The sequence below is a fragment of the Hymenobacter sp. genome (assembly GCF_031398885.1).
GTDB lineage: Bacteria > Bacteroidota > Bacteroidia > Cytophagales > Hymenobacteraceae > Hymenobacter.
In genome coordinates, this window is record NZ_JANNOD010000008.1 from 16,574 (window position 1) to 34,863 (window position 18,290).

Here is an 18,290-nt window from a genome sequence, read left to right on the forward strand (position 1 = left end):
GAACTTTACTTATAAAATATATTTGTATTCAATTTATTAAATTAAAAAGAAATCACCATTAAGGCTGAAGTAGTTGGCTTCAAGCTAGGCAACGCCGGCCGCGGTAGCCAGCTTATTCGACTGCCGCCGTCCGCGCGCTGCTTTACGACCGGCCAGCAGGGACCAACGACCGGAGCAGTTGTTGGTCGACAAAAACGGCCGGTTAGTCGGCCACCGCCCGTTCGCCGCCCGCTGGGGCGCTCAAACGCCGCCGGTAATAGCCGGCGAGGCAGCCGGCATCTATCTTTGCCCGCCCGCCCACCGTCCTTTCATGCACATCCCCGTCATCAACCGCTCCGGCCACCCGCTGCCCGAATACCAGACGCCCCACGCCGCCGGCCTCGACCTCCGGGCCCACCTGCCCGACGCGCCCCTGACGCTGGGCCCCCTGGAGCGGGCCCTGATTCCGACGGGCTTGAGCCTGGAAATTCCGGTTGGTTACGAAGGGCAGGTGCGGCCCCGCAGCGGGCTGGCCGTCAAGCATGGCATTGGGCTGGTGAACAGCCCGGGCACGATTGATGCCGACTACCGGGGCGAAATCCAGGTGCTGCTGGTGAATTTATCCGCCGAGCCGTTCGTGGTGCACGATGGCGAACGGATTGCCCAGCTGGTCGTGGCCCGGCACGAAGTCATCAGCTGGCAGCCCGCCGAGGCCCTGAGCGCAACCCAGCGCGGCGCGGGCGGGTATGGAAGCACGGGAGTTTAGCAATTAGTGGTTAATGATTAGCGGTTAGTGGTTTTTTGAGCAATACTAACCGTTAATCATTAACCACTAATTACTGCCCACTAATCACTAATCACCAACTACTAATCACTAATGAAGATTATCGTCCCGATGGCCGGCATGGGCAAGCGCATGCGCCCCCACACCCTCACCGTTCCCAAGCCGCTGATTCCCATCGCGGGCAAGCCCATCGTGCAGCGCCTCGTGGAGGACATTGCCAAGGTGTGCGGCGAGCCGGTGGACGAAGTGGCCTTCATCATCGGCCGCTTCGGGGCCGAGGTGGAAAAGAGCCTGGTGAAAATTGCCGAGTCGGTGGGCGCCACCGGCACCATCGTGTACCAGGACGAGCCGCTGGGCACGGCCCACGCCATTCTGTGCGCCCGGGAATCGTTGACCGGGCCGCTGGTGGTGGCCTTCGCCGACACGCTCTTTAAGGCCGACTTCACGCTGGATTCCTCCGTGCCCGGCACCATTTGGGTGCAGCAGGTGGAGGACCCGCGCCCGTTTGGCGTGGTGAAGCTCAACGAAGCCGGCCAGATTACCGAGTTCGTGGAGAAGCCCCAGGAATTCGTGTCGGACCTGGCCATCATCGGCATCTACTACTTCCAGGACGGCGAGTACCTGCGCCGCGAGCTGCAGTACCTGCTCGATAACGACATCAAGGACAAGGGAGAGTACCAGCTCACCAACGCCTTGGAAAACATGAAGAACCAGGGCACGGTGTTCGTGCCCGGCCGCGTGACCGAGTGGCTCGACTGCGGCAACAAGGACGCCACGGTGTTTACCAACCAGCGCTACCTGGAGTACTTGAAAGAGCGCGGCGAGGCGCTGGTGGCCGAGTCGGCCGTCATTACCAACTCGGTGCTGCTGCCGCCGGTGTACGTGGGCGAAAACGCCGTGATTACCGACTCGGTGGTGGGGCCGCACGTGAGCCTGGGCGCCCACGCCAACGTGCGCGACTCGCGCCTGTCGAATTCCATCGTGCAGCAGTCGGCTACGGTGCTCAACGCCGTCATCACCAACTCCATGATTGGCAACTTCGCCACCGTGACCGGCACCCCCGACGACCTGAGCCTGGGCGACTACAACCAGCTGCGGGTGTGAGACGCTGCGCTTGACGCTGCGCTTAATGAAGAATGAGGAATGAGAAATTAAGAATTTCCGGTCTGCCATTCTTCATTCCTCATTCCTCATTCCTCATTCCTCATTCCTCATTCCTCATTCCTCATTAAGCACAGCGTCCCCCTTCTCTCTTAATTCCCCGTAATTTCGCAAACCGGGCCCGGGGCCCGGTTTTATTGCATATGCGTCAAGTCGTTCTTACTCTGTTGTTTTGGTGGGGGCTGGTGGCCCTGGGCCACGCGCAGCCCGCGGGTGGTGCCCCCGCGCCCTCCGGCAAGCTGACCCGCAAAGAGCAGCGGGCGCTGGAGAAAGAGCAGCACGACATGGAGAAGAAGCTGGCCGAAGTCCGCGCCCGGCGCGTCGCCGCGCGCTCGGCCATGTCGGCGCAGCAGTCGGAGCGGGAGCAGGAGCAGAGCGAGGCCCTGTTTGTGGAGGGGGTGAAATTTGTGCTCCTTGAGGACTATACCAAAGCCCTGGAGCGGCTGCTGAAAGCCTACGCGCTGAACCCCGAAAACGCGGCCATCAACTACAAGATTGCGGAGGCCAACCTGCTGAGCGGCAACCTGCGCGACGCCACCAACTACGCGGAAGCCTCCATCCGCCTGGAGCCAAAAAACGCGTATTACTACCTGCTGCTGGCCAACATTCAGGCCAGCCAGAAGCAGTACGAGGGCGCGACCAAAACCTACGCGGCCCTCATCAAGCAGGTGCCCAATTCCACCAACTACCTCTTCAACCTGGCCGACCTGTACCTGGCCCAGAACAAGCTGCCCGACGCCCTGACCACCCTGGAGCAGGCCGAGAAGGAGTTCGGGCAGGTGGACGAGATTTCCTTCAAGAAGCAGCAGATTTACCTCAAGCAGAACAAGCTGGATTTGGCCATTGCCGAGGGCGACAAGCTCATCAAGGCCAACCCCACCGAAAGCCGCTACGTGCTGGCCCAGGCCGAGATGTACGCCAGCAACAACCGCCTGCCCGACGCCGTGCGCGTGGCCCAGCAGGCCCTGCGCCTCGACCCCGACAGCCCCCAGGCCCACATGATTCTGGCCGAAGTGTACCGCCAACAGAACCAGCCCGATGAGTCGGCCCAGCAGCTCAAGCTGGCCTTCGCCAGCCCGGCCCTGGACATCGACGAGCGGGTGCGCATCCTGGTGGGCTACATCAAGCAGCTGCCCAGCCCCAAGGAGCCGGTGAACCAACTGGCCCGGGACCTGGCCGCGGCCACCATCAAAACCCACCCCAAGGAAGCCAAGGCCTACGCCGTGGCCGGCGACATCCAGACCCTGACCGACCGCAAAAAGGAAGCCCGCGATACCTACCTCAAGGCCCTGCGCTACGACAACTCCAAATTCCAAATCTGGCAGCAAGTGGTGCTCATCGACGCCGAGCTGAACCAGACCGACTCGCTGCTGGCCCACACCGACCGCGCGCTGGAGCTGTTCCCGAACCAGGCGTCGCTCTGGTTCTACAACGGCGTGGCCCACTTGCTGAAGAAGCAGTCGCAGAAGGGCGTGAAGGCCCTGGAGCACGGCCGCCGGCTGGTGGTGGGCAACGCCGTGCTGCTCGGGCAGTTCGATTCGCAGCTGGGCGATGCCTACCACGAGCTGAAAGAATACGACAAGTCGGATGCCGCCTACGAGGCCGCGCTGGTCAGCGACCCCAACAACGTGCAGGTGCTGAACAACTACAGCTACTTTCTGTCGTTGCGGGGCGAGAAGCTGGACAAGGCCAAGCAGATGTCGGGCAAGGTCATCAAGCAGTTCCCGGACAGCGACACCTACCTCGACACCTACGCTTGGGTGCTGTACAAGATGAAGGACTACGCCGGGGCCCGGGCGGCATTCGAAAAAATCCAGCTGGCCACCAAAGACGGCTCCATCATCGAGCACTACGGCGACGTGCTCTTCCAGCTCGGCGAGCGGGAAAAAGCCGTGGCCCAGTGGCAGCGCGCCCGCAAAATCGGGGGGGCGTCCAACCTGCTGGAGCGCAAGTTGAAAGACCAGAAACTGTATGAGTAGAGTTATTTCAATGAGCAATGAGCAGTTAATAATGAGCAATGACAGCCAAATGGCCGTGGCTGTGCTGTCCCGAAATGAGTTGACTGGAGGGAGAGGCCGCTCTTCTGGGCGTTCATTTAAGCTTGGGGCCTTGCTCGTTGCTCATTGCTCATTGCTCATTGCGTCGGGTTGCGCCCGCAAGGCCGTGCCCACCACGGCCACCAACGGCCCGGGTACGTCGGTGGCCGTGGCCGAGCCGGCCGTGCGGTCCACCAACACCACGTTCACGTTTCTCAACGCCAAGGGCAAGGCTCAGATTACCCTGAAGGGCAATAAGCAGGGCGCCAACATTGCCCTGCGCATGCGCCGCGACAGCATTATCTGGGTGACGGCGGGCCTGCTGGGCGTGGAAGGCGTGCGGGCCGTGCTCACCCGCGACTCGGTGCGGGTGCTGAACAAGCTGGATAAAACCTACTTCACGGGCGGCTACGACTACCTCGGCAAGCTGCTGAACGTGCCCGTGAGCTTCGCCCAGATGCAGGCGTTGTTGCTGGGCGACTACCTGCCCGCCCCCGCCGGCACCGCGCCCACCGTAACCACCGAAGAAGCTGGCCGTCAGCGCGTGAGCTACCCGCTGGCGGGCGTGCTGGTTGAGCGGCTGCTGCAGGCCGGCACCGGCCGCGTGCAGCAGTTGAAGGTGAGCGACGACAGCACCAAGCGCAACCTGACGGTTGACTACACCGACTTCCGGCCGCTGGAGGAACAGGCCAGCCTGCCGTTTGCGCACGCCACGTTTATTCAGGCCCAGCAGCCGGGGACGGGCGTGGTCACGGCGGCCGTCAACTACACTAAGGTGAATGCCGGGCGCGAGCGGCTGGCGTTTCCCTTCACCGTGCCGAAAGGCTACAAGCGGATTAAGTAGGTTGCTGGTTTTAGGTTTCTAATCTTGATGGCCGACAACAAGAAACCAGCAACCAGCAACAAAATTTATAAATGGTGGACGTTGAATAAGCAAGCACTACTATCTGGTGGAAGCCTGAGCGCGCTGGCCAGGCCGCGCGCTGCGCGGGGCCTGGGGCCCTGGTGGCTGCTGGGCCTGCTGCTGCTGGGCCTGCTGGGTCTGGCCGCCCCCGCCGCCGCCCAGCAGCGCCCGAAGAAACAGCTGCCCCAAACCACCAAGAGCAAGCGGCCGGTAACCCGAAACCCGAAACGAGGAACGCGCAACCCGCAACCCGCCAAAAGCAAGGCCCAACTGGAGCGCGAGCGGCTGGCCAACCTGCGGCAAATCCAGCGCACCAGCCAGGCCCTGAACCAAACCCAGGCGAAGAAAAAGGTAAGCCTGGGCCAGCTGAACGTCATCAAGGTCAAGCTGACCCAAAAGAAGGAAGTCATCCGGGGCATTTCGACCCAGCTGCGCGGCATCGAAACCAACGTGAACCAAACGGCCGGCCAGGTGCTGCAAACCCAGCGGACGCTGCGCGAGCTCAAGGCCGAATACGCCCGGCTGCTCTACACTGCCTCCAAAACGGCCAGCGGCTTCAACCAACTGATGTTTCTGTTCGCGGCCGAGTCGTTCAACCAGTTTGCGCTGCGGCTGCGCTACGTCCGGCAGTACACCGAAGAACGGCAGCGGCAGGCGGCGCGCATCGTGGGCACCCAGCAGCGGCTGTCCCAGCAGCTCAGTGGCCTCACCCGGCAGCAGCGCCGCAAAAGTAGTCTGCTCAACAGCCAGCTGAGCGAGAACCGCAACCTGCTCACCCTCAAATCGCGGGAAGACGATATGGTGCAGCAGCTCAGCCAGCAGGAGCAGGGCCTGCGCCAGGAGCTGGAGGAACGGCGCCGCGCCGTGGCCCGCCTCGAAAACCTGATTGCCGAGCGCGTGCGCGAAGAAATTGCCCGGGCCGCCCGGGCCGCCCGTGGCGCTGCCGGCGGGGCTGGCCCTACCCGCCCGCGCCGCGACCCTGACGCCGCGGAAGGCAGCCCCGGCGGCGACGATGCCACCGCCGCGCCCGAAAGCGACGCGCCCGAAACCGCCGCCGAAACGGCCGCCGACCGCCGCGCCGTGCGCATTGCCCTCACGCCCGAAACGGCGCTGCTCTCTTCGTCCTTCTCGGGCAACCGCGGCCGGCTGCCCTGGCCCGTGAGCCGCGGCTTCATCAGCCAGCGGTTCGGGCGGCACCCGCACCCGGTGCTGCGCAACGTAACCGTCGAGAACCGGGGCGTCGACATCCAGACCGGGGCCGGCGAGGCGGTGCGCGCTTGCTTCGACGGCAAGGTGCTCACCATTGCCAACATCGCCGGCATGAACACCATCGTCATGATTCAGCACGGCGACTTCTTCACCGTGTACGCCAAGCTGCGCGCCGTGAGCGTGAGCGAAGGCCAGCGCGTGAGTGCCCGCGACGTCATCGGCACCGTGGCCACCGATGCCGAAGGCACGTCCGAAGTCCAGTTTCAGGTGTGGCACAACTCGGCCAACCTGAACCCGGAAAGCTGGCTGGGCCGCCGGTAGGGGCGGCGTGCTCCGTGGGGAGCCGCCCCCGTCGGCAGTGGGCGTAAAAAAACCCGCGCCAAAGGTGCGGGTCTTTCTGAGCTATGAAAACAAACTTAGCTCTCGGCAGCAGCGGCTACTAGCCAGCGGCAACCGATAACCGAATCAAAGGTGGGGCTTTGCCCGCAGCGTCCCCGGGGCTACTCGGCGAATCGCCGTGCCCGCGCGGCGAACGTCCGTTTTGCCTGGGCGCAGAGCCGGCCCCGCGCCCACGGCGCATTTTTCAGACCAGGTTCAGCCGCCCGAGCAGGCCGGCTTTGTAGGAGCTGCCGATGGGCACCCGCACCGGGGCGCCGGTCTGGCCGGCAAGGTGCCCGCCGCTGCTGTCGAGCAGGGCGGTGTCGGCTTCAATAGCCGCGATGCGGTCGAGGCGCACGATGTACTTGCGGTGCACGCGGGCAAAGTCCCGGGCTGGCAGCTTGGTTTCCAGGTCTTTCATGGTGCCGTACACCGTGAGCCGTTCGCGGGTGGTGTGCAGGGTCACGTAGTCGCCCAGGGCTTCCACGTACCGCAGGTCGGCCGTGGCCACGCGCACCAGGCGCTGGTCTTGCTTGACAAAAATTTCGGTTCGGCCATTCGCGTAAGCGGCCTCGTCGGAATTGGTGGCCATGCGCAGGAGGCCGGCCAACTGCTGGCGCTCGTCTTCGAGCTGCCGGCGGATGCGGCGCAGCTCCAGGTGGCCCGTCACCTGGCGGGCCAGGATGCGCAGGGCCTCGCGCTGGTCGGCGCTGAGCTGCCGGGGCACGGTGTCGAGGGCGCACAGGGTGCCCAGGAGCTGGCCCTCGGACGTGAGCAGCGGCGCGCCGGCGTAGAAGCGGATGTTGGGCGCGCCGGTCACCAGCGGGTTCAGCGCAAAGCGGGCATCGGCGGCGGCGTCCGGAATCTCCTGCACGTCGCCGGCGCGCATGGCGTCCTGGCAAAACGCGTGTTCGCGGGGCATCTGCTTGAGGTCCAAACCCACTTTGGCTTTGAACCACTGGCGCTCGCCGTCAAGCAGCGACACCAGCGCCATGGGCGTGCCGCAAACAAAGGCCGAGAGCTGGGCCAAGTCGTCGAACACTTGTTCGGGGTTCAGGTCGAGCACCTGGTAGCCAGGGAGTGCCTCCGGCCGCTTAGGCTCGTTGGTTTGGCGTAGGGCGGCATTCGCCGGAGCTGCCTGCTTGGGGATTTTCACGGCCGATAGGGAAGTAAAAGGGCGCTGAATAGCTTGATTATGAAGACAGCCCGGAATTAAGGACTTAACAAAGCTAAGTTGTAGGCCCAAGGATGTTGCGCCGGATTTTGTCAGATACGAATCCTGGCGCGACCAACTGATTTGGTTTGCCCACCAAAAGCGTCTTCACCCGCCGAACCCCGGCTATCGGGTATCTTTGGGACTCCAAAAGACGTTGGGCTGCGTATATCCTCTTTTATAACCCTAACCGGGCCCTGGCGCCCACCTGCTCATGCTTCATTCCCTGTTTCTTATCGGCAGCTTCGGCACCACCGAAATTCTGCTCATCGTATTTGTCATCGTACTGTTGTTCGGGGCCAAGCGCATTCCCGAGCTGTTCAAGGGCATGGGCCAGGGCGTCCGCGAGTTCAAGGACGCCAGCAAAATAGAAGAAACCCAGCAGCCGCAGTACCGCGACCAGCCCGCCGCGCCGCCCGTGCAGCCCCCGTACCAGCCGCCCTATCCGCAGCAGGGCGCACCCCAGGCTCCGTACCAGCAGCCGGGGGCTTCCCAGCAAGGCTACCAGCAGCCCGCGGCCCCCGTTTTCAATCCCAACGACCCCAACAACCAGCCGCGTCAGTAACCGTCGCTCCGAGTCATGCAAACCCCCTTCATCCTGTTCTTAGGCGACATCGGCGGCTCCGAGCTCATGCTGATAATGGTCGTCATCCTCATTTTCTTCGGGGCCAATAAAATCCCAGAGCTGGCACGGGGCCTGGGCAAAGGCATCCGCGAGTTCAAGGACGCCAGCACCGAAATCCGTAAGGAGTTCGAGCAGTCCGGCCAGCCCGCGCAGCCCAGCTATTCGCAGCAGCCCAGCTACGGCTCCGAGCACCAGTACCCCACGCCGCCGCCCGCCGCGTCGGTGGCCGAAACCGGCTCGGGGTTCGACCCGTGGGCCGCACCGGCCCCGGCCGCCGGCCTGCCCGTCGCTGATGCCGACCACGCGCCGGCGCCCAGCCAGCCCGACCCGGCCCCGCCCGTGGCGTACGCGCTGCCGCCCAACCTGGCCCCGGAAGGCACCCAGCCCCGGCAGCCCTACCTCCCCGCCAACCCTGATGCCTAGCCCGTCGGTCACCTAATCTGCAAGCAGTTTGAAGCGTTTTCATTCCTTATCCGAAGTTCGTAGCGAGCTGGCGGCGGGCACCACGTCCTGCCGCCAGCTCGTTGCCTATTACCTGGGCAACATCGAGCGCCAGCGGCACCTCAACGCTTTCCTGGAAGTGTGGGCCGACGAGGCGCTGGCCCAGGCCGACGCCGTGGACGCCAAGCTGGCCGCCGGCACCGCCGGGCCACTGGCCGGCATGGTGGTGGGCCTGAAGGATGTGCTGGCTTACGCCGGGCACTCACTGCAGAGCAGCAGCCGGATGCTCGACGGCTTCAAGTCGTTGTTTACCGGCACGGCCGTGCAGCGCCTGCTCGACGCCGATGCCATCCTCATCGGCCGCCAGAACTGCGACGAGTTTGCCATGGGCGGCTCGAATGAAACATCTTACTTCGGGCCCGCCCGCAACGCCGCCGACCCCAACCGGGTGCCCGGCGGCTCGTCGGGCGGCTCGGCCGTGGCAGTGCAGGCCGACCTGTGTCTGGCCTCCATTGGTTCCGACACGGGCGGCTCGGTGCGCCAGCCCGCGGCTTTCTGCGGCGTGATTGGGCTGAAGCCCACGTACTCGCGCATCTCGCGCTACGGGCTGGTGGCGTTTGCCTCGTCGTTCGACCAGATTGGGCCCCTGACCCGCTCGGTGCAGGACGCGGCCCTGCTGCTCGAAGTCATGGCCGGGGCCGACGGCCTGGACAGCACCGCCAGCCAGCGCCCGGTGCCCGCCTACAGCCGGCAGCTCACGCCCGCGCCGCACTACCGCATCGGCTACATCGCCGACGCCGTGGACAACGCGGGCCTGAACCCCGAAATCAAGGCGGCCCTGGAAACGCAGCTCAACCTGCTGCGCGGCCAGGGTCACGTGGTGGAAGCCGTGGACTTTCCCTACCTCGACTTCATGATTCCGACCTACTACATCCTCACCACGGCCGAGGCCAGCTCCAACCTGGGCCGCTTCGACGGGGTGAAGTACGGCTACCGCGCCCCCGACGCCACGGACCTAGAGTCGTTGTATAAAAAGAGCCGCGCCCAGGGTTTCGGGGCCGAAGTGCAGCGGCGCATCCTGCTTGGCACCTTTGTGCTCAGCGCCAATTACTACGACGCGTACTACACCAAAGCCCAGCGCGTGCGCCGGCTGATTAAGGACAAAACCGACGAACTGTTGCGGCAGTACGATTTTCTGGTGCTGCCCACCACGCCCACCACGGCCTTCAAAATCGGCGAGAAGCAGAACCCGGTTTCGATGTATCTGGCCGACATTTTCACGGTGCAGGCTTCGCTGGCCGGCGTGCCCGCCATCTCGGTGCCGGTGGGGGAGGATGCCGCCGGCCTGCCCATTGGCCTGCAAATAATGGCCGGCGCCTTCCGCGAAGCGGAGCTACTGGCCTTTGCCAGCGTGCTTACGGAAGAAGTGCTGGCGTAGGGCTGCTGCGCCTGGTGTTGATACCTCCCACACTGGAATTGACGAAGGCTTGCGCGCTTTGGCGGCGCCCACTACTCGATTTCAGCGTAGATTTTATCAGCAATTAGCTCTAGGTCAGCGGTGTCGGTGTTGGTTAAAATGAGTACTGCGTTGGTGAACTCCTCGTTCGTCAGCAGGACCGAATTAAACCCGTCAATGCTGCCCCGGCGCTCCAGGACTGGCTTGGCAAACGTCTTGTTGTTGTGGTAAAACCCGACCGTTGAGCGTCCGCGGGCGTATTCTAAAAATTCCGCCTGCTGCGGCTTCTGGAGGTACGCCGCGGTGGTTTTTGCTGACAGCAGCGTGTTGGCCTTCAGTGCTTGCAGCAGCTTGTACAGGTCCGCCACTGTGGAGTACACCGCGCCGGCGCCCGCGTAATTCGACAGCTTTCGGGAGTCGTTCTTCAGGGTGTCTTGGCGGCTGCCGGTGCCGAACGAGTAGTTGTGGTACCCGTAGGCCAGGCTGGGAACGACGCTTGATTCTTTGACTACGCCTGAATCGTTCATTCCCAACGGCCTAAAGATGTTTTCTCGCACCAGATTCGCAAATGATTTTTTGGAAACCGTCTCCAGAATTCGCGTCAGCAGGACGTAATCCACGTTGTTGTAATTGAAATAGGAGCCTTTCCTGCTTTCGTTTTTAAGCACAAATTTCTTCACGTATTCAGTGGTTGAATATGCGACTTGATAAGCCTCGATTGGTTCGTTCTTCAGCCTGGAATGATGGGTCAATAGCGCGGTAATCGTGATGTCCTGGCAGTTGGCGGGCAAACCGGGGACGTAGGCGGCGGCTTTGTCATCCAACCGCAGCAACCCTTTTTCATGTAGCTGCAGCGTCAGTACCGCGGTGAAAAGCTTCGTCATAGAAGCGACGGGGAACCGGGTGTCGGGGGTGATGGGAACCGCAAATTGAAGGTTGGCGTAGCCTTTGTTCACTTGGGCCACAATCTGGCCGTTCTTGACTGCGAGCACCGCGCCATTGAAATGGCCCGCCTCGTATTCGGCGTCGATGATGTTGGCAATCTTGGTTTGGGCAAAGGCGTTGGTAGCCAGGGTTATCAAAGCAAAAAAAAGAAGACGTATCATGGGTCAGGGGGAAGGGTGCCGTTGTGGCTCTCAATAATAGTTGCGGGAGGTTATAAAAGCAGAACGGCCGTTGCGCGACCGGGTTCAGAGCTCAACAACGCTGCCGCTGAGCATATTTGAGTTGGGAAGATGATTTGCTATCTCCACAAGTTGTTTACCTCTGCCCTACCTTAGTGCTATGAAGCAAGGGATTAAGCAAGTGAAAACTGCTCGGAACGGTCGGTTTTGGTGGCTGCTGGTGCTGCCCTGGCTGCTACTGCCGACGACGGAAACCAGCGCCCAACAGGTACCGCAACTGGACTCTGAGGGTCGGGTAATTGCCCCGATGCCCGCGCTGCTGGGCGACACCGTGCGGGTGCGCCTGGAGTTGCAGCCCGACTCGCTGGTGGCCGTGCCGCTGGTCCCGGCGGCCGTCGACTCGGCGCGACTGGAGTGGCTGCGGACCCCGCCCACCGTGCGCGATTTGGTGTGCGACCGGATTGGCTGCATTGAAACCGACGTGCCGCACCAGTTTAATAACTCGGTGATGGCCTTCGTGACGCTGTTCACGGCCCGCAACCGCGACTACCTGCAGCGGGTGCTGGAGCGGGAGAATTTCTATTTCCCCATTTTCGAAAAATACCTGGCGCAGTACAATCTGCCCACCGATTTGAAGTACCTGGCCGTGGTGGAGTCGGCCCTGATTCCGACGGCGAAGTCGCACGTCGGCGCCACCGGCCTCTGGCAGTTCATGGGCCCCACGGCCGGCGACCTGCGCCTGAAGCGTGACGAGTGGGTGGACGAGCGGATGCACCCCGAAAAAGCCACCGAGGCCGCCTGCAAGCACCTGCGCTACCTCTACGGCATTTTTCACGACTGGGAATTGGTGCTGGCCGCCTACAACTGGGGCGCGGGTAGCGTGCAGCGCACCATGCGCCGCACCGGCAAAAAGACTTTCTGGGACCTCTACCCGCACATGCCCGCCGAGACGCGCAATTACGTGCCCACCTTCACGGCCATTATGTACAGCATGAAGTACGCCGAGGCCCACGGCCTGCGCACCGACCAGTTGCGCTACCAATACGCCGAGCCCCTGGACACCCTGGGTCTGCGCGGCCACGCCTTCGACCTGCGCCGCCTGAGCCGGGCCTGCGGCTATGCGGATTCCCTGTACCTGACGCGCTTTAACCCGGAGCTGCGGCGCGGCGCCCTGCCGGCCGGCTACCGGCCCTACGTGGTGCGGTTTCCGGCTGCGGCCGCGGCGCACCTGGGCGACGTGGACAGGGCCACGCTGCTGGCCTACTGCCAGCCCACGGCCGAGCTGCCGCAGCCCCTGGGTTTCTTGCCGCCCCGGCTGGCAGGCGTGGAGCCGTGGACGAGCCAGGCGCCGCTGGCCGCCACCGAAGGCCCGCGCGCTGAAACCGAAGCAGCCGCGCCGCGCTCCCGGCGGGTGGCCCACAAGGTGCGGCGGGGCGAAACGCTGGCTGGTCTGGCCGAGCGGTTTGAGGTGAGCCAGCAGCAGCTGCGCCGCTGGAACGAGCTGCCCAAGGGCCGGCCGCTCAAGCCCGGCAAGCAACTGGTGGTGTTTGTGCCGCTGCCCGCCGCGGCGCCGCACCGCCCGGTGGCGCCCATAGCGGTGGCCGGACCACCGGTAGTGGCCATCGCGCCGGCTTCGGTGCGCCCGGCGCTGTCCCCGGAAGAAACGGTGGCCCGGCGGGAGCAAGCGGCGGCCAACGCCCGCGAACTGGCCCGGCTGCAGGAAATAACCCGTCAAGAAAAAGTGCAGGAGGCCCGGCTAATGGCCATCCGGCAGCGGCAGGCCGTGCAACAGGCCGCGGCCGAAGCGCAGGCCCGCACGGCGGCTCGTTTCGCGCAAGCCCAGGCGGCCGAAGCCAAGCGCAATGAAGCGAAGGCCGCGGTTGCCGTGGCCGCAGAGGAAATAGCCGAGCCAGCGCCGGGGGCCGCCGACGAAGCGCCGGCAACCTACGTGGTGCGCAAGGGCGACTACCTCACCAAGCTGGCGCGCACGCACAACCTGAGCGTGGCCCAGCTCGTGGCCTGGAACAAGCTGAAGTCGGAAAACGTGGTGCCGGGGCAGCGGCTGGTGCTTCGGGCCCCGGCCAGTACCGAGATGGAGGCCGCGCCGGAAGCGTTGCCCCAGCCGATGAAAAGCGCCGCCAAGGTAGCCGCCGCCACACGCGCCGAGCTACCAAAGGTGCACCTGGTGCAGCCCGGCGATACGCTGTTCAACATCTCGCGCCGCTTCGGGGTGAGCGTGCAGCTGCTGCGCGAAGCCAACCACCTCACCTCCGACGAAGTGAAGCTGGGCCAGAAGCTGCTGGTGCCGCAGGGCTGAGCCGGGGCCGCGCCGCCGAATGCCAGCGTAACCGCCGCCGCCCCGCGCATTTCCCGCTAATTTCGCCCCACCCGGCCGCGCTGCCCGCGCGGCCGGCTTCATTTCTGACGATTCCTAATGCTGAAAATAAACAAACAGGACGCCCTCAACTACCACTCCCAGGAACCCGCCGGCAAGCTCGAAGTGGTGCCCACCAAGCCCATGAGCACCCAGCTCGACCTGGCCTTGGCCTACTCGCCGGGCGTGGCCGAGCCCTGCAAAGCCATTGCCGAAAACCCCGACGACGTGTACAAGTACACCGCCAAGGGCAACCTGGTGGCCGTCATCAGCAACGGGACGGCGGTGCTGGGGCTGGGCAACATCGGCCCGGCGGCCTCCAAGCCGGTAATGGAGGGCAAGGGCGTGCTGTTCAAGAAGTTCGCGGGCATCGACTGCTTCGACATTGAGATTGACGCCACCGACCCGGACGAGTTCATTCGCATTGTGAAGGCGCTGGAGCCCACGTTTGGCGGCATCAACCTGGAGGACATCAAGGCGCCGGAATGCTTTCGGATTGAAACCGAGCTGCGGGAGAAGATGAACATCCCGCTGATGCACGACGACCAGCACGGCACGGCCATCATCACGTCGGCCGCGCTGCTGAACGCGCTGGAAATCGTGGGCAAGAAAATCGAGGAGGTGAAGGTGGTGGTGAGCGGGGCGGGGGCGGCGGCCGTGTCGTGCCTGCGGCTGTACCTGGCGCTGGGCCTGAAGCTGGAAAACGTGGTGGTGTTCGACAAGGATGGCCTCATCCACGAGCGGCGCACCAACCTGGCGCCCATTCAGATGCAGTTTGCCACCCGCCGCGCCATCAACAACCTGGACGAGGCCATGGAAGGTGCCGACGTGTTCCTGGGCCTGTCGGCGGCCAACGTGCTGCCGGCCGGCCTGCTGCTGCGCATGGCCGCCAACCCCATCGTGTTTGCCCTGGCCAACCCCGACCCGGAAATCAGCTACGACCTGGCCATGGCCACGCGCGACGACCTCGTGATGGCCACCGGCCGCTCCGACCACCCCAACCAGGTGAACAACGTGCTGGGCTTCCCCTACATTTTCCGCGGGGCGCTGGACGTGCGCGCCACCGAAATCAACGAGGCCATGAAGCTGGCGGCGGTGCACGCCCTGGCCCACCTCAGCAAGGAGCCCGTGCCCGAGATGGTGAACAAGGCCTACGGCGACAACACCCTGGCGTTTGGGCGCAATTATCTCATTCCTAAGCCGCTGGACCCGCGGCTTATCACCACCATCAGCCCGGCGGTGGCCCGGGCCGCGATGGCCAGCGGCGTGGCGCGCCTGCCCATTGCGGACTGGAGCGCCTACGAGGACCAGCTCCGCGCCCGCCTCGGCGTGAACCAGAAGCTGATGAACCGCATGACCTCGGCCGCCCGGGCCAACCCCAAGCGCGTGGTGTTTGCCGAGGCCGACAACTACAAAACCCTCAAAGCCGCCCAGATTCTGCACGACGAGGGCATTTGCCGGCCCATCCTGCTGGGGCCGCCGGACAAAATTGAAGCCCTGGCCCGGGAGAACAGCCTGGATTTGGAGGGTTGTGAAATTATTAACATTCTGAAGCAGGACGCCAAGCGCGACGAGTACGCCGCCCTGTTCTACGAGAAGCGCCAGCGCCGCGGCATGACGCTGTACGAAGGCCGCCGCCTGATGCGCGAACGCAACTACTACGCCGCCATGATGGTGGAAACCGACGAGGCCGACGCCTGCATCACCGGCCTCACCAAGGACTACGGCAAGAGCATCATCCCCTCGCTGCAGGTCATCGGCACGGAAGAAGGCGTGCGGCGGGTGTCGTCGATGTACATCATCCAGCACAAGAAGGGCCCGTACTTTTTCGCCGACACCACGGTGAACATCAACCCCACGGCCGAGGAGATGGTCGAAATCATTGGCCTCACGGCCCGCGCCGTGCGGTTTTTCGACACCGAGCCGCGCATGGCCGTCATCAGCTACTCCAACTTCGGCTCGAACGCCGGGCCGCTGCCCGAGAAAACCCGCCGCGCCACCGAGCTGGCCAAGGCCCGCTTCCCCGACCTGCTCATCGACGGCGAGATGCAGGCCAACGTGGCCCTGAGCCCCCGGCTGCTGCAGGAGCACTACGGCTTCAGCCCGCTGGCCGAAAAAGGCGCCAACACCCTGATTTTCCCCAACGTGGAGTCGGGCAACATTGCCTACAAGGTGCTCCAGGAAATCGGCGGGGCCGAGGTCATCGGGCCGGTGCTGATGGGGATGCGCAAGCCGGTGCACATCCTGCAGCTGGGCGCGTCGGTGCGCGATATCGTGAACATGGCGGCCATTGCGGTGGTCGACGCGCAGCAGGGCAGCAAGGCGCTGTAGGCGAACCTCACCCCCTGACCCCCTCTCCCGCGGAGAGGGGGCACCGGTTTTGCGCGGAAGCCGGTCTTTAAATTGTCATGTTGACTATCGCGGAATTTGTGGTAGTGTCCGCGCAAAACCGGTGCCCCCTCTCCGCGGGAGAGGGGGTCAGGGGGTGAGGTCAGCACCGGAGCGACGCTTAAATCCCCCAATTCGGTCTAATTTCTTTGGCCGAAAAGCCAGTAAATTTGGGAGATAAAATGCTTTTGCTGGTGTTTCCTAGTCTCTGAAGAACTTCTCTGTATTTCTCCTCATCCCGCTTTATGATTGCCTACCTCGACGGTAAACTTGCTTACAAAGACGCTACCCAGGCCATCATGGACCTGGGCGGCGTGGGCTACGAAGTGCGGATTTCGCTGGCTACCTACTCCAAGCTGCCGGCCGAGGGCACGGCAACGAAAATCTACACTTACCAGCACATCAAGGAGGACGGGCAAACGCTCTACGGCTTCCTCGACCCGAACGAAAAGGCGCTGTTTCTGCTGCTGATTTCGGTGTCGGGCATTGGGCCGGGCACGGGCATCGTGATGGTGAGCAGCATGAGCGTGGGCGAAATCCGGGAGGCCATCGTGAGCGAGAACGTGCGGGCCATCCAGAGCATCAAGGGCGTGGGGCCGAAGACGGCCCAGCGCGTGATTCTGGAGCTGAAAGACAAGCTGCGCAAGGACGAGCTGCTGGCTAAGGCCGGCGTGGACACCGTGCCGCTGGCGCGCCAGCACAATACGCGGCGCGCCGAAGCGTTGCAGGCCCTGGTGACCCTGGGCTTCGCGCGGGCCGCCGCCGAGAAACTGCTGGACCAGATTCAGCAGAAGCACGGCGGGGAGCTGAGCGTGGAGGAATTGATTAAATTTGCTTTGAAGTCGCACTGAGTCGAGGCGCGAATTTTTGCATTCGCGCAACCGCCTGAGTTGCTTCATCGAGTGGTCGGTACCGAACAGTGCGCCGCCCCGCGGCCGCCCGGTTTCGGCGGCTGACTACCCAGCACCGACTGCTCGCTTTGTCCCAAGTGCCGTGCCCGACGCGGGCCGTTTTGCCCGCGCCACTATTCACCCTTCCTGCTTGAAATCCGGTCAGAAGCTTTTACCCGCGTCGGTTGTTGCGGTTGCGTCGTTGCTGGCGTGGTGGTCCCAGGCCACGCCCGTGGCCGGCCCGCGCTGGGCCACGGCCGGGCTGCGCGCCAGCCGCGCCCTGGCCGCCGACACCCCCCGGCCGGCCACCGACACCACGGGCCCCTACCGCCCCAGCCGCCGCCCGCGGGTGCGGCCCCGCGACCGGCCCGGCAGCCCGTTCGGCACCGAGCGGCGGGAGTCGCCGCTGGTGCTGCCGCTGCCCAAGAACGTGAAGCTGAACGTGACCGTGGACGACAGCCTGACCCAGTTCGACGTGCGCGAGCGGGTGGGGGCCGACATTGACTACCGCGACCCGAGCGTGCTCACCTACCAGGAGTACGCGGAGTACCAGCGGCGCGAGGGCATCCGCAACTACTACCGCGAGAAGGCCAAGGGCGGCGTCGCGGGGCCGGCCGCGGCGGCCGGCACGCCGCAGGCCCAGCGCCTGATTCCCAAAATTTACCTCGGGCCCGTGGCCAACCGCATTTTCGGGGGCAGCTACGTCGACATCCGGCCCGCCGGCTCGGTTACCCTCAAGTTTGGGGGGCGGTACAACAGGAACGAGAACCCGGCCCTGACCCTGCGCCAGCAGAGCGTGGGCGACTTTTTGTTCGAGCAGAACATCAACGTGAACCTGACCGGGCAGATTGGCACCAAGCTCAAGCTGGTGTTCAACTACGACACCAAGGCCTCGTTCGACTTCGACAACCAGATGAAGTTCGACTACGCGGGCGAGGAGACGGACATCATCCGCAAGCTGGATTTGGGCAACGTGAGCCTGCCGCTCACCAACTCGCTGGTGCAGGGCGGCCAGAACCTGTTCGGCATCAAAACCCAGCTGCAGTTCGGCAAGCTGGGCGTGACGGCCGTGGCCGCCACCGTGCGCGGCACCGCCGACGAGGTGCGCATCCAGAACGGCGCCCAGAGCCGGCAGTACGAAATCAAGGCCAGCCAGTACGAGCGGGACCGGCACTTCTTCCTGTCGCAGTTTTTCCGCGAGAAGTACGACCAGGCCCTGCGCAACCTGCCCACCATCCAGAGCGGCATAACCATCACGCGCCTGGAGGTGTACGTGACCAACGACAACCGCACCACCGAAAACCTGCGCAACGTGGTGACGCTCCAGG

The 18,290-nt window shown here is 64.0% G+C and carries 14 protein-coding genes; 12 read left to right on the forward strand and 2 right to left on the reverse strand.

Features of this window, described 5'->3' with window-relative positions; all coding sequences use genetic code 11:
- Nucleotides 1-310: 310 nt before the first annotated feature.
- From dut to RMO51_RS01055, 5 genes are all read left to right on the forward strand, one after another.
- On the forward strand, nucleotides 311-745 hold the full coding sequence (gene dut, locus RMO51_RS01035) for a dUTP diphosphatase (RefSeq protein ID WP_310391213.1): 435 nt from the start codon (nucleotides 311-313) through the stop codon (nucleotides 743-745).
- 111 nt (nucleotides 746-856) lie between these two features.
- Nucleotides 857-1,867 carry a sugar phosphate nucleotidyltransferase gene (locus RMO51_RS01040; RefSeq protein ID WP_310391215.1) on the forward strand — a complete coding sequence of 337 codons (1,011 nt, stop codon included), beginning with the start codon at nucleotides 857-859 and terminating at the stop codon, nucleotides 1,865-1,867.
- 200 nt (nucleotides 1,868-2,067) lie between these two features.
- On the forward strand, nucleotides 2,068-3,903 hold the full coding sequence (locus RMO51_RS01045) for a tetratricopeptide repeat protein (RefSeq protein ID WP_310391216.1): 1,836 nt from the start codon (nucleotides 2,068-2,070) through the stop codon (nucleotides 3,901-3,903).
- A 130-nt stretch (nucleotides 3,904-4,033) separates the two neighbouring features.
- Nucleotides 4,034-4,804, forward strand: coding sequence for a DUF4292 domain-containing protein (locus tag RMO51_RS01050; RefSeq protein ID WP_310391219.1), 771 nt, complete (start codon nucleotides 4,034-4,036; stop codon nucleotides 4,802-4,804).
- An 81-nt stretch (nucleotides 4,805-4,885) separates the two neighbouring features.
- On the forward strand, nucleotides 4,886-6,394 hold the full coding sequence (locus RMO51_RS01055) for a peptidoglycan DD-metalloendopeptidase family protein (protein ID WP_310391221.1): 1,509 nt from the start codon (nucleotides 4,886-4,888) through the stop codon (nucleotides 6,392-6,394).
- 262 nt (nucleotides 6,395-6,656) lie between these two features.
- Here RMO51_RS01055 and RMO51_RS01060 read toward each other — a convergent pair whose 3' ends face one another.
- On the reverse strand, nucleotides 6,657-7,607 hold the full coding sequence (locus RMO51_RS01060) for a GAF domain-containing DNA-binding protein (protein ID WP_310391222.1): 951 nt from the start codon (nucleotides 7,605-7,607) through the stop codon (nucleotides 6,657-6,659).
- A gap of 271 nt (nucleotides 7,608-7,878) precedes the next feature.
- Between RMO51_RS01060 and tatA the strand changes: the two genes are divergently transcribed.
- From tatA to gatA, 3 genes are read left to right on the forward strand one after another with little or no spacing between them, the layout of a single operon-like run.
- Nucleotides 7,879-8,229, forward strand: a complete 351-nt coding sequence (tatA, locus tag RMO51_RS01065; RefSeq protein ID WP_310391224.1) for a twin-arginine translocase TatA/TatE family subunit — start codon at nucleotides 7,879-7,881, stop codon at nucleotides 8,227-8,229.
- 15 nt (nucleotides 8,230-8,244) lie between these two features.
- Nucleotides 8,245-8,712 carry a twin-arginine translocase TatA/TatE family subunit gene (locus RMO51_RS01070; RefSeq protein ID WP_310391226.1) on the forward strand — a complete coding sequence of 156 codons (468 nt, stop codon included), beginning with the start codon at nucleotides 8,245-8,247 and terminating at the stop codon, nucleotides 8,710-8,712.
- Between the two features lie 28 nt (nucleotides 8,713-8,740).
- A complete protein-coding gene (gatA, locus tag RMO51_RS01075; RefSeq protein ID WP_310391228.1) occupies nucleotides 8,741-10,168 on the forward strand; it encodes an Asp-tRNA(Asn)/Glu-tRNA(Gln) amidotransferase subunit GatA in 1,428 nt (475 codons plus the stop codon).
- Nucleotides 10,169-10,239: 71 nt separating this feature from the next.
- Here the strand turns inward: gatA and RMO51_RS01080 are convergent, their stop codons facing one another.
- On the reverse strand, nucleotides 10,240-11,292 hold the full coding sequence (locus RMO51_RS01080) for a serine hydrolase domain-containing protein (RefSeq protein WP_310391230.1): 1,053 nt from the start codon (nucleotides 11,290-11,292) through the stop codon (nucleotides 10,240-10,242).
- A gap of 178 nt (nucleotides 11,293-11,470) precedes the next feature.
- Here RMO51_RS01080 and RMO51_RS01085 point away from each other — a divergent pair, with 178 nt between their 5' ends.
- The 4 genes from RMO51_RS01085 to sprA form a co-directional block, all read left to right on the forward strand.
- Complete coding sequence (locus RMO51_RS01085) at nucleotides 11,471-13,627, forward strand: LysM peptidoglycan-binding domain-containing protein (RefSeq protein ID WP_310391232.1); 2,157 nt, start codon at nucleotides 11,471-11,473, stop codon at nucleotides 13,625-13,627.
- Between the two features lie 117 nt (nucleotides 13,628-13,744).
- On the forward strand, nucleotides 13,745-16,015 hold the full coding sequence (locus RMO51_RS01090; RefSeq protein WP_310391234.1) for an NADP-dependent malic enzyme: 2,271 nt from the start codon (nucleotides 13,745-13,747) through the stop codon (nucleotides 16,013-16,015).
- Between the two features lie 302 nt (nucleotides 16,016-16,317).
- Nucleotides 16,318-16,923: a Holliday junction branch migration protein RuvA gene (gene ruvA, locus RMO51_RS01095; RefSeq protein ID WP_310391236.1), complete on the forward strand. Its 606-nt coding sequence runs from the start codon at nucleotides 16,318-16,320 to the stop codon at nucleotides 16,921-16,923.
- Between the two features lie 190 nt (nucleotides 16,924-17,113).
- On the forward strand, nucleotides 17,114-18,290 hold a 1,177-nt coding region (gene sprA, locus RMO51_RS01100; RefSeq protein WP_310391238.1), incomplete at its 3' end, for a cell surface protein SprA.

What these genes read in the sequence shown, in the direction of transcription:
- dut (WP_310391213.1), top strand. Translation starts at nt 311, where the DNA reads ATGCACATCCCCGTCATCAACCGCTCCGGCCACCCGCTGCCCGAATAC.
- RMO51_RS01040 (WP_310391215.1), top strand. Translation starts at nt 857, where the DNA reads ATGAAGATTATCGTCCCGATGGCCGGCATGGGCAAGCGCATGCGCCCC.
- RMO51_RS01045 (WP_310391216.1), top strand. Translation starts at nt 2,068, where the DNA reads ATGCGTCAAGTCGTTCTTACTCTGTTGTTTTGGTGGGGGCTGGTGGCC.
- tatA (WP_310391224.1), top strand. Translation starts at nt 7,879, where the DNA reads ATGCTTCATTCCCTGTTTCTTATCGGCAGCTTCGGCACCACCGAAATT.
- RMO51_RS01070 (WP_310391226.1), top strand. Translation starts at nt 8,245, where the DNA reads ATGCAAACCCCCTTCATCCTGTTCTTAGGCGACATCGGCGGCTCCGAG.
- RMO51_RS01080 (WP_310391230.1), bottom strand. Translation starts at nt 11,292, where the DNA reads ATGATACGTCTTCTTTTTTTTGCTTTGATAACCCTGGCTACCAACGCC.
- RMO51_RS01085 (WP_310391232.1), top strand. Translation starts at nt 11,471, where the DNA reads ATGAAGCAAGGGATTAAGCAAGTGAAAACTGCTCGGAACGGTCGGTTT.
- RMO51_RS01090 (WP_310391234.1), top strand. Translation starts at nt 13,745, where the DNA reads ATGCTGAAAATAAACAAACAGGACGCCCTCAACTACCACTCCCAGGAA.
- ruvA (WP_310391236.1), top strand. Translation starts at nt 16,318, where the DNA reads ATGATTGCCTACCTCGACGGTAAACTTGCTTACAAAGACGCTACCCAG.